23 protein-coding genes and 1 tRNA gene are annotated in these 22,070 nt (G+C 61.4%); 10 read left to right on the top strand and 14 right to left on the bottom strand.

The features are described from left to right. The first annotated feature begins 20 nt into the window (after positions 1–20). Together L4923_RS05910 and L4923_RS05905 are read left to right on the top strand one after the other, a co-directional pair. The gene (locus L4923_RS05910; RefSeq protein ID WP_239362745.1) at positions 21–383 is read left to right on the top strand and encodes a hypothetical protein; all 363 of its coding nucleotides are present in this window, start codon (positions 21–23) and stop codon (positions 381–383) included. A gap of 165 nt (positions 384–548) precedes the next feature. After that, on the top strand, positions 549–890 hold the full coding sequence (locus L4923_RS05905) for a VanZ family protein (RefSeq protein WP_239362744.1): 342 nt from the start codon (positions 549–551) through the stop codon (positions 888–890). Between the two features lie 74 nt (positions 891–964). Here the strand turns inward: L4923_RS05905 and L4923_RS05900 are convergent, their stop codons facing one another. The 6 genes from L4923_RS05900 to L4923_RS05875 all read right to left on the bottom strand — a co-directional run bounded on the left by L4923_RS05900 (position 965) and on the right by L4923_RS05875 (position 6,424). After that, the gene (locus L4923_RS05900) at positions 965–1,450 is read right to left on the bottom strand and encodes a hypothetical protein (protein WP_239362743.1); all 486 of its coding nucleotides are present in this window, start codon (positions 1,448–1,450) and stop codon (positions 965–967) included. A gap of 82 nt (positions 1,451–1,532) precedes the next feature. Then, on the bottom strand, positions 1,533–2,654 hold the full coding sequence (gene ugpC, locus L4923_RS05895; RefSeq protein ID WP_239362742.1) for a sn-glycerol-3-phosphate ABC transporter ATP-binding protein UgpC: 1,122 nt from the start codon (positions 2,652–2,654) through the stop codon (positions 1,533–1,535). A 13-nt stretch (positions 2,655–2,667) separates the two neighbouring features. Continuing rightward, a complete protein-coding gene (locus tag L4923_RS05890) occupies positions 2,668–3,564 on the bottom strand; it encodes an ABC transporter permease subunit (RefSeq protein ID WP_239362741.1) in 897 nt (298 codons plus the stop codon). 14 nt (positions 3,565–3,578) lie between these two features. Then, on the bottom strand, positions 3,579–4,463 hold the full coding sequence (locus tag L4923_RS05885; protein WP_239362740.1) for an ABC transporter permease subunit: 885 nt from the start codon (positions 4,461–4,463) through the stop codon (positions 3,579–3,581). A gap of 78 nt (positions 4,464–4,541) precedes the next feature. Then, the gene (locus L4923_RS05880; RefSeq protein WP_239362739.1) at positions 4,542–5,873 is read right to left on the bottom strand and encodes an extracellular solute-binding protein; all 1,332 of its coding nucleotides are present in this window, start codon (positions 5,871–5,873) and stop codon (positions 4,542–4,544) included. A 173-nt stretch (positions 5,874–6,046) separates the two neighbouring features. Continuing rightward, positions 6,047–6,424 carry a hypothetical protein gene (locus tag L4923_RS05875; RefSeq protein WP_239362737.1) on the bottom strand — a complete coding sequence of 126 codons (378 nt, stop codon included), beginning with the start codon at positions 6,422–6,424 and terminating at the stop codon, positions 6,047–6,049. Positions 6,425–6,631: 207 nt separating this feature from the next. Here L4923_RS05875 and L4923_RS05870 point away from each other — a divergent pair, with 207 nt between their 5' ends. Then, positions 6,632–7,555, top strand: coding sequence for a sugar phosphate isomerase/epimerase family protein (locus tag L4923_RS05870; protein ID WP_239362735.1), 924 nt, complete (start codon positions 6,632–6,634; stop codon positions 7,553–7,555). Between the two features lie 144 nt (positions 7,556–7,699). Here the strand turns inward: L4923_RS05870 and L4923_RS05865 are convergent, their stop codons facing one another. The 4 genes from L4923_RS05865 to L4923_RS05850 form a co-directional block, all read right to left on the bottom strand. Next, the gene (locus tag L4923_RS05865; protein WP_239362734.1) at positions 7,700–8,005 is read right to left on the bottom strand and encodes a hypothetical protein; all 306 of its coding nucleotides are present in this window, start codon (positions 8,003–8,005) and stop codon (positions 7,700–7,702) included. A gap of 151 nt (positions 8,006–8,156) precedes the next feature. Continuing rightward, positions 8,157–8,231 (bottom strand) — tRNA-Glu (locus L4923_RS05860). A 148-nt stretch (positions 8,232–8,379) separates the two neighbouring features. Then, positions 8,380–8,784: a VOC family protein gene (locus tag L4923_RS05855; RefSeq protein WP_239362733.1), complete on the bottom strand. Its 405-nt coding sequence runs from the start codon at positions 8,782–8,784 to the stop codon at positions 8,380–8,382. Between the two features lie 5 nt (positions 8,785–8,789). Then, positions 8,790–9,170 carry a fimbrial protein gene (locus tag L4923_RS05850; RefSeq protein WP_239362732.1) on the bottom strand — a complete coding sequence of 127 codons (381 nt, stop codon included), beginning with the start codon at positions 9,168–9,170 and terminating at the stop codon, positions 8,790–8,792. Between the two features lie 26 nt (positions 9,171–9,196). On the opposite strand from L4923_RS05850, the gene L4923_RS05845 reads away from it, so the two are divergent. Both L4923_RS05845 and rpoH read left to right on the top strand, forming a co-directional pair. Next, complete coding sequence (locus L4923_RS05845) at positions 9,197–10,240, top strand: RluA family pseudouridine synthase (RefSeq protein WP_239362731.1); 1,044 nt, start codon at positions 9,197–9,199, stop codon at positions 10,238–10,240. 189 nt (positions 10,241–10,429) lie between these two features. Then, positions 10,430–11,341, top strand: coding sequence for an RNA polymerase sigma factor RpoH (rpoH, locus tag L4923_RS05840; protein ID WP_239362730.1), 912 nt, complete (start codon positions 10,430–10,432; stop codon positions 11,339–11,341). 65 nt (positions 11,342–11,406) lie between these two features. On the opposite strand, the gene L4923_RS05835 is transcribed toward rpoH, so the two are convergent. The 4 genes from L4923_RS05835 to L4923_RS05820 all read right to left on the bottom strand — a co-directional run bounded on the left by L4923_RS05835 (position 11,407) and on the right by L4923_RS05820 (position 13,919). Then, positions 11,407–12,279, bottom strand: a complete 873-nt coding sequence (locus L4923_RS05835; RefSeq protein WP_239362729.1) for an MBL fold metallo-hydrolase — start codon at positions 12,277–12,279, stop codon at positions 11,407–11,409. A gap of 146 nt (positions 12,280–12,425) precedes the next feature. Further along, the gene (locus L4923_RS05830) at positions 12,426–13,085 is read right to left on the bottom strand and encodes a peroxiredoxin (RefSeq protein WP_239362726.1); all 660 of its coding nucleotides are present in this window, start codon (positions 13,083–13,085) and stop codon (positions 12,426–12,428) included. A 168-nt stretch (positions 13,086–13,253) separates the two neighbouring features. Further along, the gene (locus L4923_RS05825) at positions 13,254–13,634 is read right to left on the bottom strand and encodes a cell division protein ZapA (RefSeq protein WP_239362724.1); all 381 of its coding nucleotides are present in this window, start codon (positions 13,632–13,634) and stop codon (positions 13,254–13,256) included. Positions 13,635–13,646: 12 nt separating this feature from the next. After that, a complete protein-coding gene (locus L4923_RS05820) occupies positions 13,647–13,919 on the bottom strand; it encodes a DUF4164 domain-containing protein (protein ID WP_239362722.1) in 273 nt (90 codons plus the stop codon). 257 nt (positions 13,920–14,176) lie between these two features. Between L4923_RS05820 and tkt the strand changes: the two genes are divergently transcribed. From tkt to L4923_RS05795, 5 genes are all read left to right on the top strand, one after another. Continuing rightward, positions 14,177–16,168, top strand: coding sequence for a transketolase (tkt, locus tag L4923_RS05815; protein ID WP_239362720.1), 1,992 nt, complete (start codon positions 14,177–14,179; stop codon positions 16,166–16,168). Positions 16,169–16,326: 158 nt separating this feature from the next. Next, positions 16,327–17,337 carry a type I glyceraldehyde-3-phosphate dehydrogenase gene (gap, locus tag L4923_RS05810; protein WP_239362719.1) on the top strand — a complete coding sequence of 337 codons (1,011 nt, stop codon included), beginning with the start codon at positions 16,327–16,329 and terminating at the stop codon, positions 17,335–17,337. 206 nt (positions 17,338–17,543) lie between these two features. Continuing rightward, positions 17,544–19,442, top strand: a complete 1,899-nt coding sequence (locus L4923_RS05805) for a potassium/proton antiporter (protein WP_239362718.1) — start codon at positions 17,544–17,546, stop codon at positions 19,440–19,442. A gap of 90 nt (positions 19,443–19,532) precedes the next feature. After that, positions 19,533–20,729, top strand: a complete 1,197-nt coding sequence (locus L4923_RS05800) for a phosphoglycerate kinase (RefSeq protein WP_239362717.1) — start codon at positions 19,533–19,535, stop codon at positions 20,727–20,729. Between the two features lie 260 nt (positions 20,730–20,989). Beyond that, positions 20,990–21,901, top strand: a complete 912-nt coding sequence (locus L4923_RS05795; RefSeq protein WP_239362715.1) for a fructose bisphosphate aldolase — start codon at positions 20,990–20,992, stop codon at positions 21,899–21,901. Positions 21,902–22,070 lie beyond the last annotated feature (169 nt).

Raw genomic sequence — 22,070 nt, 5'->3', positions numbered from 1 at the left:
AAATCCTTGGAATGATAAGAATGCGGCCATATTTTCTCGGACTGATGTTCTGCCTGCCAATGGCAGCGGGCGGGTGCGCTCGAACGGACGACGGAACCGTCGTCATTCCGCCTTCCATGGACATGCGCCGCGCCTGGTTGCGCGATGAACCATCCGTGCAGACGCCGCCGGTCGAAAGCGGCACACAGGTTTTCCCAACCCGGCCGACAGTCGAGCCGATCGTGCAGCAGCAACCGGTCGTGCAGCGAAAGAAGCAGCGCCGGCCTGCGCGCGTGGCGACGGCACCGCGCCAAAACGGCCAGGCGGCATCGCAGAGTTCCGCGCCCATCGCCTGTGGAGAAGCCAGGCAGGCGGATGGCCGCGTGCGCGTGACGTGCGACTAAAGGGACGGTATTCGTTCCAGGAACCTTACCCAAATACGGCCATGGTTTCATGGTTGCCCATCTGACAAGCTGGAAGATAATGGGGTCGTCTGCCAGCGCCTGCTCTGACAAACTGCTTCCAGCAGTACCTTCCACCAACTCGCAACGGCTCTTTCGCTACATTGGATGATTCTTGTTTCCCGCCTTGCTTCGATCTTCCTTCTGGCGATCATCGTCTTTGCGACCCTCTCGCCGATCGGCCTGAGACCGCATCTCGGCGACGCCAATCTGGAACGTGCGGCTGCCTATCTGCTCCTCGGTGTCGCACTTGCGCTGAGCTTTCCCCGCCATACCATGCGCATGGCTTTCCTTGTGATCGGCGTTGCTGCCATGCTGGAAACGCTGCAGCTGATTGATCCCGGCCGCCATGGTCGTGTCGAGGATATGGCAATCAAGGCGGCAGCCGGCCTCATCGGCATCGGGCTGGTCACTCTGGCGAGCAAAATGCTGCGCCGCTTGCCTTCGTGAGGCCGATCGCGTCCAGCTTACGCGCGGTCTCTCGCACTGAGGCTTCTGCGGCAGCGACCCTTCTGTCCCCTGTGCTAAAGCGCGAACGACCAGAACAGGCAGGCGAGCGTTACAGCGGCGAAGACAACCAGGAACAGACTGCGCAACAGGACGTTCCGCCTCAGCTCGTTCATGACGAGGTGGCAACCGACGACAGCAGCGACGAAGAGGAACCGCCAGTTCCACAAGGCCCACACCGCGCTGCTCTGGCCGAAGGCCCAGCGCGCCGCAAGCGAGCCGACGATGCTGGCGAACAGCACGACCACTGCCCAAACGATGATGTCGGCTGCATTGAGCAGAACGATGCTTGCCGCACGCAACGGCAGCACCATCATCAGCATGGCCGAAAAGAAATAGAGACCGGCGAGCGGCAGGAACGTCGAGGCATCCGCTATGTCGTCCAGCCGCTTCACACCGATGGCACCGAACGGATAGCCATGCTGCGCCACCGCAAGGCTCAAGGCCATAAGCAAGGTGGAGAAAACTGCAACCAGTGCGAATGAAGTGACGATCTTGCTCACGGTCTTCCCTCACGAATCGGACACGAGCAAGCCTAGCGATATCTCGTAAACCGCAAGTAAGCCGAAGAAGGCATCCCCGCCGTCAGGCGGTGACCTGCACCGGCGTCGTCTGTTTCGCTGTCGCCACAGGCGCCCTCACCTCCTCCAGCCGCCGCCCGCTATCAGCGTCGAACAGCTGGATGTCGCCCGGATCGACCGAGAAGAAGAATGGCTGGCCCGGCTGCAGATCGGCACGCGTTGCGACGTGCACGATCATCGCCTGTCCGCCAAACGAGCCATGCAGCAATTTGGCGATGCCGAGTTCCTCGGCAAAGTCGAAGCGCGCGGAAAGCGGACCAGAACCGAATTTCACCGCTTCCGCACGGAAGCCGGCAATCACCGGGCCGTGGCCGATCTCCGGCCATTGGCTACGGTCATAGGCAAGCTGCTGGCCGTCCGGCAGCTTGATGACGCCCTCGTCCGGATGGGCGGCGCCCTTCAGCAGGTTGAGCCCGGGCGAACCGATGAAATTGGCGACATAGGTGGTTTCCGGCCTGCCGTAGACCTCGCTCGGCGTGCCGACCTGCTCAATCCCACCCTTGTTCATGACGACAATGCGGTCAGCCAGGGTCATCGCCTCGACCTGATCATGCGTGACGAAGAGCGTGGTCGCTCCGAGCCGCTGGTGCAGCTTGCGGATTTCGACACGCATGGCCACCCGCAGCGTCGCATCCAGGTTGGACAACGGCTCGTCATACAGAAACACCTTCGGCTCGCGGATCATGGCACGGCCCATGGCCACGCGCTGCCGCTGACCGCCGGAAAGCTGGGCCGGTTTGCGTTCGAGATATTCGGTGAGCCCGAGCGTTGCAGCCACCTTGCTGACGCGCTCGGTGCGCTCCGCCTTCGAGAGTCCGGCTATCTTCAGCGAATAGCCGATGTTTTTCGCCACCGACATATGGGGATAAAGCGCATAATTCTGAAACACCATGGCGCAGCCGCGTTCGCGCGGCTCCAGTCTGTTGACCACACGCCCAGCGATTGCGACCTCACCGGAGGTGATCGACTCCAGCCCGGCCACCATGCGCAGCAGCGTGGACTTTCCACAGCCTGAGGGGCCGAGGATGACGATCAGTTCGCCGCTGGAAACGTCGAGGTTCACGCCGTGCACGACCTCGTTCTTGGCGTAGGACTTGCGCACATCGCGCAGAGTGATTTCGGCCATGGGATATCGTCCCTTATTTTTCGGTGGAGATGAGGCCGCGCACGAACCAGCGCTGCAGGAAGATCGTGACCAGCACCGGTGGCGTCAGCACGATGAGGTTTGCCGCCATGGCAACGTTCCAGATCGGCGGTTCGCCGAATACAGGCCCCGGCACGATCTTCTGAAGCTGCATGGTGGCGGTGGCGAAGTTCTGCTGGTCTGTGACCACCAGGAGCGGCCACAGATACTGGTTCCACGACCACACGAACATGATGGTGGCGAGTGCCGCCATATTGGTCTTGGACAGCGGCATCAGCACTTCGAGGAAGAAGCGGACCGGTCCCGAGCCGTCCATCTTGGCAGCTTCGGTCAGTTCGTCGGGAACAGTGAGAAAGAACTGCCGATAGAGGAAGGTGCCCGTGGCAGTGGCGATCAGCGGCAGGATCAAGCCCGAATAGGAATTGAGCAGGTTCCATTCCGGCAGGCCGACGGAGATCCCGAACAGTCCGAATATCTCCTTGAACGGTCTCAGCGCATCGGCGGCCACCGCATAGGTCGGCACGATACGCACTTCCAGCGGGAGCATCAGGGTGATGAAGATCAGCCAGAACATCACCATCCGCAGCTTGTAGCGAAAGTAGACGATCGAGAATGCCGAAAGTGCCGCGATCACGATCTTGCCGATGGTGACGCCGCCGGCCACGATGATCGAGTTCAGCATCACCCGATCGAAATTGCCGCGTTCCCATGCCGTCGCCATGTTCTCGAAGAAATGGCTGCCGGGCCAAAGCGGCATGGGCACCTGGTTTACGGTATGGAAGTCATGGCTCGCCGCCACGAAGATGATCCAGAACGGGATCAGCAGCGCCACGAGGCTGACGATGAGCAGCGCGTGGGTGACGAAGTCGAGAACAGGAGTGCGTTCGATCACGGCCTGACCTCCCCTCAACGGTAATGGACGCGCCGCTCGACGAAGCGGAACTGGATGAAGGTCAACGCGATGACGAGCACCATCAGCACGATCGATTGGGCGGCAGCGAGCGAGTAGTCCTTGCCTTGGAAGCCGTCGGTATAGATCTTGTAGACCATCAGTTCGGTCGCCCGCGCCGGTCCGCCTGACGTGGTGATATCGACGATGCCGAAACTGTCGACGAAGCTGTCGGTGATGTTGATCACGATGAGGAAGAACAGCGTGGGCGTGATCAACGGCAATTGGATGTCCCACATGCGCCTGAGCACGCTGGCCCCGTCCATGGCCCCGGCTTCCGAGATCGTGCGCGGGATCGACTGCAGGGCCGCCAGGAAGAAGATGAAGTTGTAACCGACCATCTTCCAGCTTTGCGCCAGAACGATGAGGGTAAATGCGTCATAGCCGTTGAGTGCCGGGTTCCAGAGACCCGGGAACGCCTGGTTGATGACCGATACGAAGCCGGCATCCGGCGAAAAGATGAAGCGAAACGCCAGGCCGACCGCGGGGGCCGCCAATGCATAGGGCAGGAAGAAAGTGAACTTGTAGACCTGATGACCGGGCAGTCGACGGTCGACGAAAAGCGCAAGCAGCGCAGCAATGGCAAGAGAAAGCACGGTCGCGGAAAAGGCGAAAGTCAACGAGACGCGCACCGAGTTCCAGTATTTCGGATCCTCGAACACGGTCATGAAGTTCTGCAGGCCAACCCACTGGTTGCCGCCGCCGAAAGGCGGCTCCAATGTCACGGCCCAATAGAGGGCTTCACCCGAGGGCCAGTAGAAGAAGACGAAGATCAGAAGCATCTGCGGGGCAATGAAGGCCGCCGCCAGCCACAGATTGGAGAAGGTCGCACGCTTTTCCACGCGGATGCTCCTTGCCTGTCATGTTTATGAAAAGGGCGCCGCGACAAAGTTGCGGCGCCCGGGGATAGGTCGTTCTGCTTATGGCAGCGCGACGCCCTTGTAGGTCTGCTCGTAGCGGCGCAGGATCTGGTTGCCGCGTTCGACGACCGAATCGATGGCTGCCTGCATGTCCTTCTGGCCGGTGAAGGCGGCTTCCAGTTCGGAGCGCAGCTCGGCGCGGATCGAGGTGAAGTTGCCAAGGCGGATGCCGCGAGACAGCGGCGTGACCTCCGAGGCAGTCAGCGAAGCGATCGCGATGTCGCGGTTGACGCGCTTCGGGTCCTTGTAGAAGCCGTCGGCCTTCAAGAGCTCATAGCCCTTGGTCGTGACTGGGATGTAGCCGGTGTTTTCAGCGATGTACTTCTCGCCGGTGTCCGGGGCCGTGACATATTTCAGAAAGGCAGCGGCAGCCTCGTATTCAGCCGGCGACTTGCCTTCCATGACCCATAGCGAAGCGCCGCCCACCATCGAGTTGGTGCGCTTGGCGGCGTCGATCACGGGCATCATGGCAACGTCCCACTTCAAGTCCTTGGCCTGGGTGTTGTGCACGGTGCCATGGTTGGCGATCGACGTGATGGTCGCAGCGCAGGTGCCGTCGGCGAATGCCTGGACGACGTCCTTGCCCATCTGCTTGGTCTGGATCTTGGCGTAGCCGGCGTCGAGCCAGGACTTGAAGTCCTTCATGTGGTCGACGAAAGCGGTCTTGTTGAAGGCAAGTTCAGCACCGAGGCCGCCATAGCCGTTGTCCAGCGTGGCCACCGGAATGGAGTTGGTCGCAGAGAACTGCTCCAGGTCCATCCAGGAATCGAAGTCAAAGGCAAAGCCGCAGGGCACGCCGGCGGCCTTCATGGCCTTCAGGTCTTCGCCGAACTCGGCCCAGGTCTTCGGCGCCTCGGTCTTGCCGATCTTCGCGAAGGCTTCCTTGTTCCAGTAGAACACGGCGGTCGAGGAATTGTAGGGGAACGACCACATCTCGCCGGTGGAGGTGGCGTAGTAGTTGGCGATGCCTGGGAAATAGGACTTCCAGTCGATATCGAGCTTGTAGTCATTGGCGAACTTGGTCGCCGGATAGATGGCGCCCGAAAGCATGAAGTTCACCGTGCCGGCATCATAGATCTGGACGATCGTCGGATGCTGCTTGGAGCGATACGCCGCGATCGTGTTCTGCTCGGCCTTGTCGTAGCCACCCTGCCCGGTGCAGACGGCCTCGTACTTGTCCTGTGACTGGTTGAACAACTGGCAGTGCTTGGCCACCACTTCGCCCAGGTCGCCGGTGAGTCCATACCAGAATTCGAATTTGGTGCGTTCGGCGGCATTGGCGCCGCTGGCAAGGACGACGGCGGTCGTCGCGAGCAGGATTAATCGTTTCATTGTCCTCTCCAGACAGGAAGGTTGCTGCGCGAGCGAAACGCCCGCTACGGCGCCTCCCCTAGAGAGGTCAGATGACAGCTGCGTTGTGGTTTCGTGATGAAATGACGACAATCCCCCGCAGATCAGGGTGCCGAAACAGGTCGCGATGATGTTCGTACGGGAGTGCCACCGATCTAGACGCCGGCATCGCGGATTTCGAAGACGTTGCCACCGCTGGTGACGAAGCGCCCGCGCTCACCGCGGCGCACGCTGTAGCATTTCTCGCCGCCCTCGCGGATCTCGCTCCACACGGTACACAATTCGCCGTTGCGAAGCGCCCAGCGACCCTTGTCGCCATGCTGGGTCGAATTGGCGCCCGATCTGTCAATCGTGATCTCCGCGGAGCCGTCGGGCGCCAGGATCAAGGAGCCGCCGCGCCAGCCGCCATCCTCCCACCATGCGATGGAACGCCCAACCAGTTCATTCTTCAGTTCGGTTGATGTGAGGTCGCCCGCGCTCGCTTCGCCGGCGGCAAGCAGCGAAACGCTCAGGACTGCCGAATGCAAAGCCATGCGACGCAAAGCCCGAATCCTCATCCATGACGGTCAGATGACGATTCAATGACATTTGCCGGCTGCTGTCGAGCCTCGTTTTCCCCAGCCGGCGTCAGCGAAGTGTCATGCGCCGGTCAGATGCCGGACATGAAAGCGCGCCATTGTGGCCAACGGCCTGTCGAGCATCGCTCGGCCGAAAGCCTGTAAAATCAAAGGACTGCGCCCATGTCAGCCGTAACCGGCACCGGAATCTCCGCCCACAAACGCGCCAACGATCTTTCGGATTTCGCCGAAGAGCTCGACATGATCGAGGAACTCGGTGTCGAGGCGATCGAACTGCCGACCTACGACATGGATATCGTCGTCGGCGGCAAGATCAGGAAACCCCAGCTCACCGCCCTGAAGCGTGCCTGCGCCGGCCGCGACGTCGTCTATTCCGTGCATGGCCCGCTCGCCATCAACTTCATGGACGAAGCCTATCGGCTGCCGCGCCATTTCGAAGTGCTGCAGGCGTCGCTGGAAGTGGCCGCCGAAGTCGGCGCCGAACATTATGTGATCCATTCCGGTCTGATGCCAATGCAGCAAGCCGCCGGGGTCGAGGCCGGCTATCAGCGCCAGCGCGAATGGCTGGCCAAGAGCGGCGACATCGCGCGCCAGCATGGGCTGATCCTCTGCGTCGAGACGCTGTTTGCCGGGTATGAAGGCAAGGGGCTCGCCGCCTCGCCTTCACGGCTCGCCACGGAGCTTGGCGCGATCAACCATCCGAACGTCATGGCGACCCTCGATTTCAGCCACGCCTATCTGAAACTCGATTTCGATGGCCGTCGCGACGAGTTTGTCGAGGAGGTGAAGACGCTGGCGCCCTTTTCGCGTCACCTGCATGTCCATGACAGCTTCGGCCGCCAGGACGACATCTGGATGTTCACTGACGGCGAGCGCGTCGCTTACGGTCACGGCGATCTTCATCTGCCGGTCGGCTGGGGCGACATCCCCTGGGACAGACTGATGGCCGAATGCGAGTTCCCGGACGGAGTGCTGTTCAACATCGAGTTGAAGGAGCGCTACTGGTACGCTGCCCAGGATACGGTCGACGCCACCAAGGAGCTCGCTGAAAAAGCGCGTTTCGTGCGCACCGCCGCAGCAGCTTGAAGGTCTCGCAGATGGGCCCAATAGGGGTCCCGGATGTTGCGATGACGCAGGTGCGAGGCGAATGGCAAGGTGCCATTCGCCTCGCTTGGTTTCGTACCGAAGCCCTCTTTCAGAGAATTACCGGCGACCCATCCTTTTGAACGCTTAGTTTGCCGGCGCCGCCGGCTCCTGGCCACCGCTCGAGGCAGGCGGTGGCACCGGCGTCTGAGCTTCCTGTTGTGGCTCTTGCTGCGGTTCAACCGATGGAGCGTTCGGGGCTTGGGGCGCCGTTTGCGGAGCGGGAGCCGTTGGCTCACCGGGCTGCGCCGTTTGCTCGTTGGTCAGAACTTCGTCGGTCTTCGCTTTGATCTCGTCGGCCGTCTGCTGGCTGATCAGTCCATAATTGACGGCAAGGCCAACGGCCAGAGCGACAATGATCCCGACGATTGCAGTTTTCAAGTTTCTGGACATTGGAAGAGGTCTCTCAAAAGCCTGTCGGCGTGGCGACCGTATCGACGATCCCCTGATGACGCCCTTCCACCGCAGCTAAGGTGCCCGAGCCTCCAAGGATGGTCAATCCTTCTAAGAAGGCTCCGCGAGCACAGTAAGTCATCGGAGAGATTGGTACGCCCAAGGGGAATCGAACCCCTGTTTGCGCCGTGAGAGGGCGCCGTCCTGACCGCTAGACGATGGGCGCAGCCGAGAACCGGCGATATAGGCTGGCCTGTTTGAAAAAGCAACAGGCTGAGAAGGCAAGTTTCGCAAGCGACATGACGCCATCACCGCCGCCTCCCACCCGACCAGCGGTATGGTTGCAGGCCGAGGGGCGGCTTTGGACACCACGTTCAGCTCTTCGGCTGAATCAGGTCCCAGAGATTGCCGTAAAGGTCGGCAAATACGGCGACAGTGCCATAAGGCTCGTGACGTGGCGCTTCGCGGAACTCCACGCCGCGCGCCAGCATGGCTGCATGATCGCGAGCGAAATCATCCGTTTCGAGGAAGAAGGCGACGCGGCCCCCGGTCTGGTTGCCAATGCTGGCAGTCTGCTTTGCACCGTCAGCTTTGGCCAACAGCAGACGGGCACCCCCGCCCGCCGGCTCGACCGTCACCCACCGCTTGCCGCCGCCGAGATCCACATCGGACGTCAGCGTGAAGCCCGCGCGGTCGACATACCAGCGGATCGCTTCGTGATAGTCTGCAACCACCAGTGCAACAGTGGCGACGCGGCGGCCGGTGGCAAAATCGCTCATCAGCCCTACTGCAGGCGCAGCGTGTAGCGACCGATCATGCGCCGCTCAGCAATATCGAAGACGAAGATCGCGCGGCTGCCGTCGGTCAGTTCCGCCTCGATCGACAGACGGTCTCCGGACAACGACTGCGACAGCACCTTGGCGCCGACCGGCAGGACAATATCCCCGCTCTGCGGCTCGCCCGCCGGGGTCTGGATATCGCCGGCAATCGGTGCGGTCGGCTTGGCGGTGTAGGATTTGTAGACAAGCGCCGCCACCACGACCATAAGGGCGAAGAACAACAGGCCAAGATTGACGACCATGAAGCGGATCAGCTTCCTGCGCAGCTTGTCCACATTCGGATCGAGCGGCTTGTCTTCCTCGTCATCGGCAAGGGGCCGGGCCATGGGCGATCTATTCCGGAACTGTTTCGATGGCCGCACCTGATAACGAAGACACCGAAGAAATGATAGGGGCGGCGCCGATCGAGCTCAAAGCCGGCGAAGATGCTGCCGGCCAGCGCCTCGATCAGTGGCTTGCCGCGCAGCTGGCGCCGGAGCTGTCGCGCAGCCGCATCCAAGCGCTGATCAAGCAAGGGGCCGTTCGCATCGGCGGACAGCGGATAGACGAGGTCAAGCGCAAGCTCGCCGCGGGTGACTTGATTTCCGTGGAGATGCCGGAACCCGAGCCTGCCGAACCACAGGGCGAGAACATTCCGCTCGACGTTCTGTATGAGGACGACAGCCTGATCGTCATCAACAAGCCGGCGGGCCTGGTCGTCCATCCCGGTGCAGGCAACTGGACCGGCACGCTGGTCAATGCACTGATCCATCATTGCGGCGCTAGCCTTTCCGGCATCGGCGGTGTCAGGCGACCGGGCATCGTGCACCGGCTCGATAAGGATACCAGCGGCGTCATGGTGGTGGCCAAGACCGACCATGCCCATCGCGCCTTGTCCGAGGCCTTCGCCGACCACGGCCGCACCGGTGACCTGCAGCGCGCCTATGTCGCGCTGGTTTGGGGTATTCCCTCACGACCGACCGGCACCATTGATGCACCGCTCGGCCGCGCTGCCGATCGGGTTCGGCGCGCCGTCGTGCCGGAACACCGCGAAGATGCACGCCATGCCGTCACCCACTACACGGTGGAGGAACGTTTCGGCGAAGAACAGGACAAATTTGCAGCCGCAAGCCTCGTCGAATGCCGGCTCGAAACCGGCCGCACCCATCAGATCCGCGTACACATGGCGCATATCGGCCACCCGCTGGTCGGCGATCCGGACTATGGCCAGGCCTTCCGCACGAAGGCCAACCGGCTGCCGGAGCCGCTGAAGAGCGAGGTCGCAGCTTTTCCGCGCCAGGCCTTGCATGCACGTCTACTTGAATTCAGCCATCCCGATACCCATCTGACGATGAGGTTCGAAGCGCCGATGCCAGGGGACATGGAGGTTCTGGTCGGCGGCTTTCGAAATCTCTGAACCTGCCACCAAAAAACCTGACTCGTATTGTTCACTTAGCGGTGACACACTGTTCCACCTTGAACAAATACGTGGATTTTCCGGGTTTGTTCCGGTATAAATTGTCTAACGCGATCGTGCCGTCAGGCAGGCGCGTCATATGTCCGCCGCGTTTCGGGGACATTCCTAAAAGAGAGGAGGGCGCTATTCATGGCCCAGTCACTACCCAGTATCGTTTCCGGTGAAGGCGGCCTCAGCCGCTACCTGGAAGAAATCCGTCGCTTTCCGATGCTTCAGCCGCAGGAAGAGTACATGCTCGCCAAGCGGTACCAGGAGCATGAAGACACCGGCGCTGCCCACAAGCTGGTCACCAGCCACCTCAGGCTCGTGGCCAAGATCGCCATGGGCTATCGCGGCTATGGGCTGCCGATCGGTGAAGTCATCTCGGAAGGCAATGTCGGCCTGATGCAGGCCGTCAAGAAGTTCGAGCCGGAACGTGGTTTCCGGCTGGCCACCTATGCCATGTGGTGGATCAAGGCCTCGATCCAGGAATACATCCTGCGCTCGTGGAGCCTGGTCAAGATGGGCACGACCGCCAACCAGAAGCGCCTGTTCTTCAACCTGCGCAAGGTGAAGGGCAAGATCCAGGCGCTCGACGACGGCGATCTGAAGCCCGAGCAGATCACCGAGATCGCCACGCGCCTCAACGTCTCGGAAGAGGAAGTGGTGTCGATGAACCGCCGCCTCTCCGGCGATGCCTCGCTCAACGCGCCGATCCGGGCGACCGAGGGCGAAAGCGGCGAATGGCAAGACTGGCTGGTCGACGACCATGACAGCCAGGAAGAGATGCTGATCGAGCAGGACGAACTCGACAATCGCCGCCAGATGCTGGCCGGCGCCATGTCCGTCCTCAACGATCGCGAACGCCGCATCTTCGAGGCCCGCCGCCTCGCCGAGGAGCCGTTGACGCTGGAAGAACTGTCGGCCGAGTTCGACATCTCCCGCGAACGCGTGCGCCAGATCGAAGTGCGTGCCTTCGAAAAGGTTCAGGATGCGGTCAAGGCCGCCGCCAAGCGTCAGGCCCAGGCGTTGCGCACCATCGATGCGCAGCCGGCTGCCTGACGGTTCCGACAGTCACATGAAGACACGGCGCCGGGCAACCGGCGCCGTTTCTTATTTGCCCGGCACTACAGCCCATTCAGCGGAAACTTCAGATATCTTTTGCCATTCGCTTCCGGCTCGGGCAGCCGCCCGCCATTCATGTTGACCTGCAGGGCATGCAGGATCAACCGAGGCATCGGCAAGGTCTTGTCGCGCGCCTCGCGCAAGGCCACGAACTCGGCCTCGGTCGTCGGCACGTGGACGTGAGAGTTGCTGCGTTTCTGTTCGGCTACGGTCGTCTCCCATCGAGCTTCGCGGCCGCCCGGCTGATAATCATGACCGACGAAAAGTCGTGTTTCGCCCGGCAGGGCCAGAATTCGCTGGATCGATTGCCAAAGACGGACGGCGCTACCGCCCGGAAAGTCGGCGCGGGCTGTGCCGCTGTCCGGCATGAACATGGTGTCATGGATGAATGCTGCATCCCCGATCACATAGGTGATGGATGCCAGCGTATGTCCAGGCGAAAACAGCACCGTGACCGGCAGCGAGCCGATATGGAAGATTTCGCCGTCGGCGAACAGCCGGTCCCATTGCGAGCCGTCTGCACGAAAATCCGGCCAGTTATAGATCGCCTTCCACAGCGCCTGGACATCGACGATCCGTTCCCCGATACCGACCGGCGCTCCGGTTTTTCGCTTCAAATAATCGGCGGCAGAAAAATGGTCGGCATGAGGATGCGTATCGAGGATCCATTCCAGCTCAAGCCCATTTTCTGCGATGAAATCGAGCAGCGCATCCGCATTGCCGGTTGACGTCGCCCCCGACTTCTCGTCGAAATCCAGCACCGGGTCGATGATGGCGCAGCGGCGTGTCGCACTATCCGTCACGATGTACTGAATCGACCCGGTCGGCTTGTCGTAGAAGCCGGTCACCTGTGGCTTTGCCAAAGATGCGTCCAACTGCGCCTCCCGCATCGCTCCCTAGGATTAGTTTTCTAATTCCAGACCGATAGAGAGTATCGTCATCTGCGAAATCCGCGCCGTCAAGCACAGACTTCTCACAGACCGTTTAGACACAAAACGAACGAGCAATCGCCTGAAGAGATTCAGGCGGTGGGCTGCTTGGTTTTTCGAAGATAGGGCAAAATGGTCTCGTAGGCGCCGAAACGCTTGATCGCATCTTCGTTCGAGACCGCGGCGGTGATGATGACATCGTCGCCCTGTTTCCAATTGGCCGGCGTTGCCACCTGATGCTTCGCGGTGAGCTGGATGGAATCGATGACGCGCAAGATCTCGTCGAAATTGCGCCCGGTGGTCATCGGATAGGTCAGGATCAGTTTGATCTTCTTGTCGGGCCCGATCACATAGACGGAGCGTACCGTGGCATTGTCGGCAGGCGTGCGGCCATCAGAACTGTCGCCCGCCTCTTCCGGCAGCATCTCATAGAGCTTGGCGACCTTGAGGTCTTTGTCGCCGATCAATGGATAGGCGACGACGTGGCCGGTAGCAGTCTTGATGTCGTCTTGCCATTTGCCATGGCTTTCGACTGGATCCACGGAAATGCCGATGATCTTGACGTTGCGTTTCTTAAACTCACCTTCGAGGCCGGCCATGGTTCCGAGTTCGGTCGTGCAGACCGGCGTGAAGTTCTTCGGATGGCTGAAAAGCACGGCCCATCCGTCGCCGATCCAGTCGTGAAAATGGATCGATCCCTGCGTGGTTTCGGCCTCGAAATCCGGCGCGGTGCTGTTGATACGAAGGCTCATAGCGGACCTACCCCTTGAAACGCATTGAATGGCAGCTGCCGGCAACCAACCGGCAATTGTCGCATCTTCCTCCAAAAAGATGACGTTAGGGAGGTGGTTTTTACCGCATCACGCCCGATAAAGTGGAAAATAGTTTCCTTGCGCGCGGTAGGGTCTTGCAACAGCTCGCTAGGAAGGGCTTTCCGTGGTCTTGCGCGGCGTGAGCGATGCGGCGAGATCTTCCATGCGCTGGGCCAGGGAGCCCAGGGCCCCCGTCAGGGCCTGATCGTTCTTGTCCGCCTTTGTTAGCGCCTCGTCGCGGGTCTTGCGCAGGGTCAGCACTTCGCTCTCCATGCCCTTGATGCGCTTCTGCACCTCGGACAACTCGTCCATGACCATGATGCCGGCCATCACGGTCAGGCGCTGATCGCCGATCTCCCCAAAAGAGTCCTTCAGATGCGCGACATAACGATCGAAGCGTTCGGCGAGATCGATCAGGTGATCTTCCTGACCCTCGTCGCAAGCCATGCGGTATTGTTTGTTGTCGATGGTGACAGTGACCTGTGCCATGCCAGACCTCCCTTACCTGTCGAGCACCGCGCGGATGGTCTCCATCGCGGTCACCAGTCGGCGTGACACCTCCTTATTGGCGTCCTCGAGCCGCTCGGCCCGCGCTTCGGAATTGTCGAGTTCCTGCGCCAACCGCGAACGATCGGCGTTCAGCCGCTGCACCTCGGCCTCTGCCTCGGAATAGTCGCGTTCGCTTTCCAGCTTCGTTGCAACGGCATTTTCGAGCCCTTCGATGGCTCTGCCCAGCCTTGCAATCACTTCTTTAAGGGTCGTTTCCCCGGTCATGGCCTTCGTCCTCAGCCCGTGCCCATCACCGAATCGCTCGCGTTCAGAACGCGTTATTCGCGAAACATTAGGCGGCGGGTGAAGGCCACGTCAATAAAGCCGGCTCTCCTGTCCCCCGCTAACGCCGAATTGATGAGGCCACGACAACATTTTCCTTGACGAGAAGCCTATTAAATCGATTTAGGTTTTATTGACTCATGCGGCTGGCCTGCTATGTGTCCCGGCATCTTTTCCGAACCTGACCGGCTGGAGGAACCATGGTTTCGCGCGAACAACATGACCGGATGGCCAATGCGATCCGCTTTCTATCCATGGACGCCGTCGAAAAGGCCAATTCCGGCCATCCTGGCCTGCCGATGGGCGCTGCGGACATCGCGACGGTCCTGTTCACGCGCTTCCTGAAATTCGACGCCAAGAACCCGCATTGGCCCGACCGCGACCGTTTCATCCTCTCCGCCGGCCATGGTTCGATGCTGCTCTACTCGCTGCTCTATCTGACGGGCTACGAGGACATGACCATCGACGAGATCAAGAATTTCCGCCAGCTCGGCTCGCGCACCGCCGGCCATCCGGAATATGGCCATGCGGCTGGCATCGAGACCACCACCGGCCCGCTCGGCCAGGGCATCTCGAACTCCGTCGGCTTTGCGCTCGGCGAACGTATCCTGAATGCCGCCTTCGGCAACGACCTCGTCGACCACTACACCTATGTGCTGGCCGGTGACGGCTGCCTCATGGAAGGCATCTCCCAGGAGGCGATCTCGCTCGCCGGCCATCTGAGGCTGAACAAGCTCATCGTGTTCTGGGACAACAACAACATCTCCATCGACGGCCCGGTCACGCTGGCCGACTCCACCGACCAGGTCGCCCGTTTCCAGGCATCGGGCTGGAACGCCATGCACATCGATGGCCACGATCCGGAAGCGATCGCCTACGCCATTGAAGCCGCCCGCCATTCCGACAAGCCGACGCTGATCGCCGCCAAGACGACCATCGGTTTCGGCGCGCCGACCAAGGCCGGCACCAACAAGGTGCACGGCTCTCCCCTCGGAGCCGAGGAAATCGCCGGCGCGCGCAAGTTCTTCAACTGGGAATCCCCGGCCTTCGAGATTCCGTCTGATATCCTGAACGCATGGCGCGCTGCCGGTGAAGCCGGCGCCAAGAAGCGCATCGAATGGGAAGGGCGCCTCGCCAAGGCCGATGCAAAGCAGCGCGCCGAGTTCGAACGGCGCATCTCCGGCAAGCTGCCGCAGGATTTCGACGCTGTCATCGCCGACTACAAGAAGAAGCTGGCCGCCGACAAGCCGAAGGTTGCCACCCGCAAATCGTCGGAAATGGCACTGGAAGTGATCAATGGCGCGGTTCCCGAGACGATCGGCGGCTCGGCCGACCTGACCGGCTCCAACAACACCAAGACCAGCCAGACCAAGGCGATTACTGCGACCGACTACGGCCAGCGCTACGTACACTACGGTGTCCGCGAGCACGGCATGGCTGCGGCCATGAACGGCATGACGCTGCACGGTGGCATCATTCCATACGGCGGCACCTTCATGTGCTTCACCGACTATGCGCGCCCGTCCATGCGCCTGGCCTCGCTGATGGGCATCCGCTCGATCTTCGTCATGACGCATGACTCGATCGGCCTCGGCGAAGACGGCCCGACCCATCAGCCGGTCGAGCATCTGGCCGCGCTGCGCGCCATTCCGAACCACCTTGTCTTCCGTCCGGCCGACGCCACCGAGGCTGCGGAATGCTGGCAACTGGCGCTGGAATCGGAGAAGACGCCGTCGACGCTGGCGCTGACCCGTCAGAACCTGCCGGCCGTTCGGACGGACTACGTGGCAGAGAACCTGTGCCGTCTCGGCGCCTATGAACTGGCCGCGGCCGAAGCTGGCGAAGCTGCCGTCACCATCTTCGCCACCGGTTCCGAAGTCGAGATCGCGCTTGGCGCCCGTGCCTTGCTTCAGGGCCATGGCCATCCGACCCGCGTCGTCTCGGTTCCCTGCTTCGAACTGTTCTTCCAGCAGGACGAGGCCTATCGCGAGAAGATCATTGGCAAGGCCAAGGTCAAGATCGCAATCGAAGCCGGCATTCGCCAGGGTTGGGATCCGATCATCGGGACTGACGGCATCTTCGTCGGCATGACCGGCTTCGGCGCATCCGGAACGATCGAGCAGCTCTACAAGCACTTCGGCATCACCGCCGAGGATGCAGCCAAGGCAGCGGAAGCACGGCTGCACGGCTGATTATTCTTTCCGGCGGAGGCATCCGCCGGGCCGTTTCGTCGCACCAGCCGACTGAAACGATTAGCCTACAGGCCGGGCGACTGGATATTTTTGCCGCCCGCCTTTATTGAGGCGGCGGACCTTTTCATCCGCCTGTTCACGCTCCCCGGGAGAAACACATGACCGTCAGAGTTGCCATCAATGGGTTTGGCCGTATCGGCCGCAACATTTTGCGCGCCATCTACGAGTCCGGCCGCAAGGACATCGTCGTCGTTGCCGTCAACGATCTCGGCCCGGTTGAGACCAACGCCCACCTGCTGCGCTACGACAGCGTTCACGGCCGCTTCCCGCATGAGGTGAAGGTCGAGGGCGACCAGATCGTCATTGGCCAGGAGAAGATCAAGGTCACCGCAGTCAAGGATCCTGCCCAGCTTCCCTGGAAGGAACTCAATGTCGACATCGCGCTCGAATGCACGGGCATCTTCACCTCGAAGGAAAAAGCCTCGGCGCATCTGACCGCCGGCGCCAAGCGCGTGATCGTCTCGGCTCCTGCCGACGGCGCCGACCTCACCGTCGTCTACGGCGTCAACCACGACAAGATCACCAAGGATCATATCGTCATCTCCAACGCCTCCTGCACCACCAACTGCCTGGCGCCGGTGGCCAAGGTGCTCAACGACGCCTTCGGCATCGAAAAGGGCTTCATGACGACGATCCACGCCTATACCGGCGACCAGCCGACGCTGGACACCATGCACAAGGACCTTTACCGCGCTCGGGCCGCGGCCATGTCGATGATCCCGACCTCGACGGGCGCGGCCAAGGCTGTCGGCCTGGTGTTGCCGGAGCTCAAGGGCAAGCTGGACGGCGTGTCGATCCGCGTGCCGACCCCGAACGTCTCCGTCATCGACTTCAAGTTCGTGGCCAAGAAGCCGGTCACCGTCGAAGAGGTCAATGCAGCATTGGTTGCCGCTGCCGACGGTTCGCTCAAGGGCATTCTCGCCTACACCAAGGACCCGCTCGTCTCGGTCGATCTCAACCACGACCCGCACTCCTCGACCTTCGCGCTTGACCAGACCAAGGTCATCGACGGCAATCTGGTGCGTGTCATGTCCTGGTATGACAATGAATGGGGCTTCTCCAACCGCATGGCCGACACCGCTGTTGCCATGGGCAAGACGATCGCCTGATCGGAAGCTTCGCCTTCACGCTTTGCGAAACGCCCGGCCCTGCCGGGCGTTTTTCGTTTGGCCCCGCATGTTCGCGCGGGCGCAAAAAAAGCATGAAAGTCAGCGTACTAGGCCAAAAAATCATCGTCACGCCTTGCACCCGCCATGTCTTCGCCCCACTCTCGCTTAAAGCGGGAATCCAGGAGCGAAAGAGGGGACGAGACAGCATGGAGCACGCGATCTACCTCGCGACGCTGATTGGCACCGGACTGGTGGTGGCCGCCGCGTTTTCGAGCCTGATCGCCTTTCGTTTCGGCGCCCCTCTCCTTCTGCTCTTCCTTGGCATCGGCCTCGCGACCGGCGTCGATGGCCTGGGCATCACCTTTGACAATGCCAATGTCGCCTATTTCGTCGGCTCGCTGGCGCTTGCCGTCATCCTGTTCGATTCCGGCTTCGGCACGCCGCTCAAGGTGCTGCGCCAGGCCGCCGGCCCGGCCCTGTCTCTGGCCACGATCGGTGTCGTGCTGACCACTGCCGTTTTCGGCGCTGCGGCCTTCTACCTATTGGACCTGAATTGGCTGGAATCGTTCCTGCTTGGCGCCTCGGTCGCCTCGACCGACGCGGCCGCCGTCTTCTTCCTGCTGCGCGCGGGCGAGATCAATCTGCGCGAACGCGTGCGTTCGACGCTGGAGGTGGAATCCGGCACCAACGACCCGATCGCCATCTTCCTCACCATCACACTGGTCGAAGTCATAGCAGCCGGCGCCAATCCCGAAGCACCGGTCTTGCTCGCCGACCTCGCTCTCGGCTTTGTTTTGAATATGGGCCTGGGCGCCGCCGTCGGCATAGTCGGCGGCATGGCCATCGTGCGCCTTGTCGACCGGCTCAATCTCGATCACGGCCTGCTGCCGATCTTCGTGCTCACTTTGTCGCTCATGGTCTTCGCCGCCGCCGGCGCCGTTGGCGGCTCCGGCTTTCTCGCGGTCTATCTGGCGGGCCTCGTCGCCGGCAATTCCGACATCCGCGCCGTGACCATTTTGAAGCGCTTCCAGGATGGCATGTCATGGCTTGCGCAGATCATCATGTTCCTGGTGCTCGGCCTGTTCGCCACGCCATCCCAGTTTCCGACGATTCTGCTGCCGGCCATCCTGCTCGGCCTGTTCCTGATCTTTGTGGCCAGACCGCTGGCGGTGTGGCTCTGCCTGCTGCCTTTCCGCCTACCCCGCCCGGAAGTCGCTTTCGTGTCGTGGGTCGGGTTGCGCGGTGCCGTCTCGATCCTTCTCGCCATCACGCCGCTGCTTGGCGGATTGGAACATGGCCGCATGATCTTCAATGCCGCCTTCATCATCGTGCTGGTGTCGCTGGTGGTACAGGGCTGGACGGTCGGACCGCTCGCCCGCCGCCTCGGCCTCATCGTGCCGGCGCGCATCGGTCCGCTCGACAAGGTCGAGCTCGAATTGCCGGGTTCCGCCCATCACGAGCTGCTCGCCTATCGTGTCGTTGCCGGCAGCCCGGTGGCGCGGGGCGAGCGCATTCCGCGCTGGGCACGACCCTCGCTGGTGGTACGTGATGGCCGTTCCATGCGTTTCCAGGACATGGGACGCCTGCAGGCGGGCGATAACGTCTATATCTTCGTGCCGGATCGTTATCCGCGCCTGATAGACAAGCTGTTCGCCAGCCGCGCGGTGGTCGATCCCGAGGATGCCGACTTTTTCGGTGCTTTCGCCGTCGACCCTGCACGGCCAGCGGAGGAACTGGAATTGGCCTACGGCCCGGGCCTGACCGAAGAGGAGCGCAAGCTCACCATCGGCGGGCTGGTCACGGAGCGCCTGGACGGCCACGCCGAATATGCCGATCGCGTCTCTTTGGGATCGATCGAACTGATCGTGCGCGACGTCGACGACAAGGGCCGCATCACCAGCCTCGGCCTTTCCTTCGAACCGACTGCGCCGGTGGCGCGGGTCCCCGTCTTCCTCAGCGGTGGCGAACTTTTCGATCGCATAGCGGGCTTCATCCGCAACCTGCGCAAACCGACGAAATCACCGACCCCGCCCGAAGACAAAGTTGCCGAAAGCGCGTCGGACGAGGTCGCGCGCAAGCCCGACGACGCGCAGCAACCGGCATAAGGTGCGAGATATTTGGCGCCTCTCGCGCCTCAAACCTTGCATCCTCGGTTTTGGCCGGTAAGGTCCGGCATCTTTTGGAAAGGGACTCACATGGCTGACTTCAAGACACTGGACGACCTCAGCGACGTGAGCGGCAAGCGCGTGCTGGTACGCGTCGATCTCAACGTGCCGGTCGCCGACGGCAAGGTCACCGACTTGACCCGTATCGAACGCGTCGTTCCCACCATCAAGGAACTGTCGGACAAAGGGGCAAGGGTCATCCTGCTTGCCCATTTCGGTCGCCCGAAGGATGGCCCCGCGCCGGAGCTGTCATTGCGCCCGATCGCGGCAGCCACCGCGGAGGTGCTCGGCCGCCCGGTTGCATTCGCGGAAGATTGCGTTGGCGAGAAGGCCGAACAGGCGGTCGCCGCGCTCAACAACGGTGACGTGCTGCTTCTCGAAAACACCCGCTTCTACAAGGGTGAGGAAAAGAACGACCCCGCGCTGACGGAACAGTTCGCGGCCCTCGGCGACATCTATGTCAACGATGCCTTCTCCGCCGCGCATCGCGCCCATTGCTCGACCGAAGGACTTGCCCGCGCCTTGCCGGCCTATGCCGGCCGCACCATGCAGGCGGAACTGGAAGCGTTGGAGAAGGGGCTCGGCGCACCGGTCAAGCCGGTCATCGCCATTGTCGGTGGCGCCAAGGTCTCGACCAAGATCGACCTGCTTATGAACCTGGTGAAGAAGGTCGATGCCCTGGTTATCGGCGGTGGCATGGCAAACACTTTTCTTGCGGCTCGCGGCACCGATGTCGGCAAATCGCTATGCGAGCACGATCTCGCCAACACAGCCAAACAGATCATGATCGAGGCGGCCACAGCCGGCTGTGCCATCATCCTGCCGGTGGACGGCGTTGTCGCGCGTGAATTCAAGGCAGGAGCTGCCAACGAGACGGTCGCCATCGATAGCGTGCCGGCAGATGCCATGATCCTCGACGTTGGCGAAAAGACGGTAGAGGCTGTCAACCAGTGGATCGACCGCGCCGCCACCCTAGTTTGGAACGGCCCGCTCGGCGCCTTCGAGATCGAACCGTTCGACAAGGCGACCGTTTCGGCCGCCAGGCATGCGGCCGCGCGGACCAAAGCCGGCAGGCTGGTTTCGGTGGCAGGCGGCGGCGATACGGTTGCCGCGCTCAACCATGCCGGTGTTGCCGACGACTTCACATATGTCTCGACCGCCGGTGGCGCCTTCCTGGAATGGATGGAAGGCAAGCCTCTGCCGGGTGTCGAGGTGCTGAAAGCCTGAGGGCATTGTCTTGAACCGAGAGCCAGCGAAGCAAAGCTGCAGACCCTCGGATGAGACATGCGGCAAACCATAGAGGTAGAGCGGAGCGCCGATCTCATCGTGATCGCGTTCCGCTTCAAGTTGCGCTTATCTTGCTTCGTGCGCGATGAAACACTTCCACATCTCAATTGATATCTTTCAATCGATTCAAGGTTTTTGCTGGCATTCCATCGCAAAAACTCTTCTGATATTCGCCCGGGCAGACAATCAGGAGGCAGTAGATGAGTGGTGAGATGAACAAGGACATGGCTGCGCAGGCCGCACACAAGGACGGCTTCATTGCAGCGCTCGATCAGTCCGGCGGCTCCACGCCGAAGGCGCTCAAGCTTTATGGCGTCGACGAAAGCGCCTGGTCGAATGATGCTGAAATGTTTGACCTCGTTCATCAGATGCGCACCCGTATCATCAAGTCGCCTGCCTTCACCGGCGACAAGGTCATGGGTGCGATCCTGTTCGAGCAGACCATGGACCGCGACATCGACGGCACGCCGACGGCGCAATATCTTTGGGAAAAGCGCCATGTCGTGCCTTTCCTCAAGATCGATCAGGGGCTGGCCGAGGCTCAGGACGGCGTCAAGCTGATGAAGCCGATGCCGAATCTCGACGCGCTGCTGAAGCGCGCAGTCGCCAAGGGGATCTTCGGCACGAAAGAACGCTCGGTGATCGATGCCGCAAATTCGAAAGGTATCGCCGCTGTCGTCAAGCAGCAATTCGTGGTCGGCAAGCAGGTCTTGGCGCACGGCCTCGTCCCGATCATCGAGCCGGAAGTCACGATTTCGATCTCCGACAAGGCGGAAGCCGAGGACATTCTGCTTGCTGAAATCCGCAAGCATCTCGACGAAGTGCCGGCGGGCAAACAGGTCATGCTGAAGCTGACCCTGCCGACCAAGGCGAACCTCTACAAGCCGCTGGTTGACGATCCGCGCGTGATGCGCGTTGTTGCCTTGTCCGGGGGCTATTCCCGCGACGATGCCAATGCGAAGCTCAAGCAGAATGACGGCATGATTGCCAGCTTCTCCCGCGCCTTGACCGAGGGCCTGTCGGCTGGCCAGAGCGACAGCGAGTTCAATGCCGCGTTGGGCTCGGCGATCGACAGCATCTTCGAAGCGTCCAGAGCCAAAAAGGCAGCATGAAGCACACGCCGCATAGACGCGCGGCGCTCTAATCGCTTCTCGAGACCCGGGCCACGCGCCCGGGTTTTTGTTTATGGACGGTACAATCTCGCCGGCCGAAAAATATTTCATCGCCGATGTCGAAAAGTCAGGCTCCCGCACGTCCTTGGACGATGGAGAAAGGAGCAAG

Source organism: Terribium retamae, from assembly GCF_022347545.1.
GTDB classification, from domain to species: Bacteria; Pseudomonadota; Alphaproteobacteria; order Rhizobiales; family Rhizobiaceae; genus Mesorhizobium; species Mesorhizobium retamae.
This window is presented reverse-complemented; position numbering and strand designations above follow the sequence as displayed.

Bases quoted from the DNA above. Each gene is read 5' to 3' on its own strand.
- L4923_RS05910 (WP_239362745.1), top strand. From the start codon at position 21: ATGCGGCCATATTTTCTCGGACTGATGTTCTGCCTGCCAATGGCAGCG.
- L4923_RS05905 (WP_239362744.1), top strand. From the start codon at position 549: ATGATTCTTGTTTCCCGCCTTGCTTCGATCTTCCTTCTGGCGATCATC.
- ugpC (WP_239362742.1), bottom strand. From the start codon at position 2,654: ATGGCCGAAATCACTCTGCGCGATGTGCGCAAGTCCTACGCCAAGAAC.
- L4923_RS05880 (WP_239362739.1), bottom strand. From the start codon at position 5,873: ATGAAACGATTAATCCTGCTCGCGACGACCGCCGTCGTCCTTGCCAGC.
- L4923_RS05875 (WP_239362737.1), bottom strand. From the start codon at position 6,424: ATGGCTTTGCATTCGGCAGTCCTGAGCGTTTCGCTGCTTGCCGCCGGC.
- L4923_RS05870 (WP_239362735.1), top strand. From the start codon at position 6,632: ATGTCAGCCGTAACCGGCACCGGAATCTCCGCCCACAAACGCGCCAAC.
- L4923_RS05865 (WP_239362734.1), bottom strand. From the start codon at position 8,005: ATGTCCAGAAACTTGAAAACTGCAATCGTCGGGATCATTGTCGCTCTG.
- L4923_RS05855 (WP_239362733.1), bottom strand. From the start codon at position 8,784: ATGAGCGATTTTGCCACCGGCCGCCGCGTCGCCACTGTTGCACTGGTG.
- L4923_RS05850 (WP_239362732.1), bottom strand. From the start codon at position 9,170: ATGGCCCGGCCCCTTGCCGATGACGAGGAAGACAAGCCGCTCGATCCG.
- L4923_RS05845 (WP_239362731.1), top strand. From the start codon at position 9,197: ATGGCCGCACCTGATAACGAAGACACCGAAGAAATGATAGGGGCGGCG.
- rpoH (WP_239362730.1), top strand. From the start codon at position 10,430: ATGGCCCAGTCACTACCCAGTATCGTTTCCGGTGAAGGCGGCCTCAGC.
- L4923_RS05830 (WP_239362726.1), bottom strand. From the start codon at position 13,085: ATGAGCCTTCGTATCAACAGCACCGCGCCGGATTTCGAGGCCGAAACC.
- L4923_RS05825 (WP_239362724.1), bottom strand. From the start codon at position 13,634: ATGGCACAGGTCACTGTCACCATCGACAACAAACAATACCGCATGGCT.
- L4923_RS05820 (WP_239362722.1), bottom strand. From the start codon at position 13,919: ATGACCGGGGAAACGACCCTTAAAGAAGTGATTGCAAGGCTGGGCAGA.
- tkt (WP_239362720.1), top strand. From the start codon at position 14,177: ATGGTTTCGCGCGAACAACATGACCGGATGGCCAATGCGATCCGCTTT.
- gap (WP_239362719.1), top strand. From the start codon at position 16,327: ATGACCGTCAGAGTTGCCATCAATGGGTTTGGCCGTATCGGCCGCAAC.
- L4923_RS05805 (WP_239362718.1), top strand. From the start codon at position 17,544: ATGGAGCACGCGATCTACCTCGCGACGCTGATTGGCACCGGACTGGTG.
- L4923_RS05800 (WP_239362717.1), top strand. From the start codon at position 19,533: ATGGCTGACTTCAAGACACTGGACGACCTCAGCGACGTGAGCGGCAAG.
- L4923_RS05795 (WP_239362715.1), top strand. From the start codon at position 20,990: ATGAGTGGTGAGATGAACAAGGACATGGCTGCGCAGGCCGCACACAAG.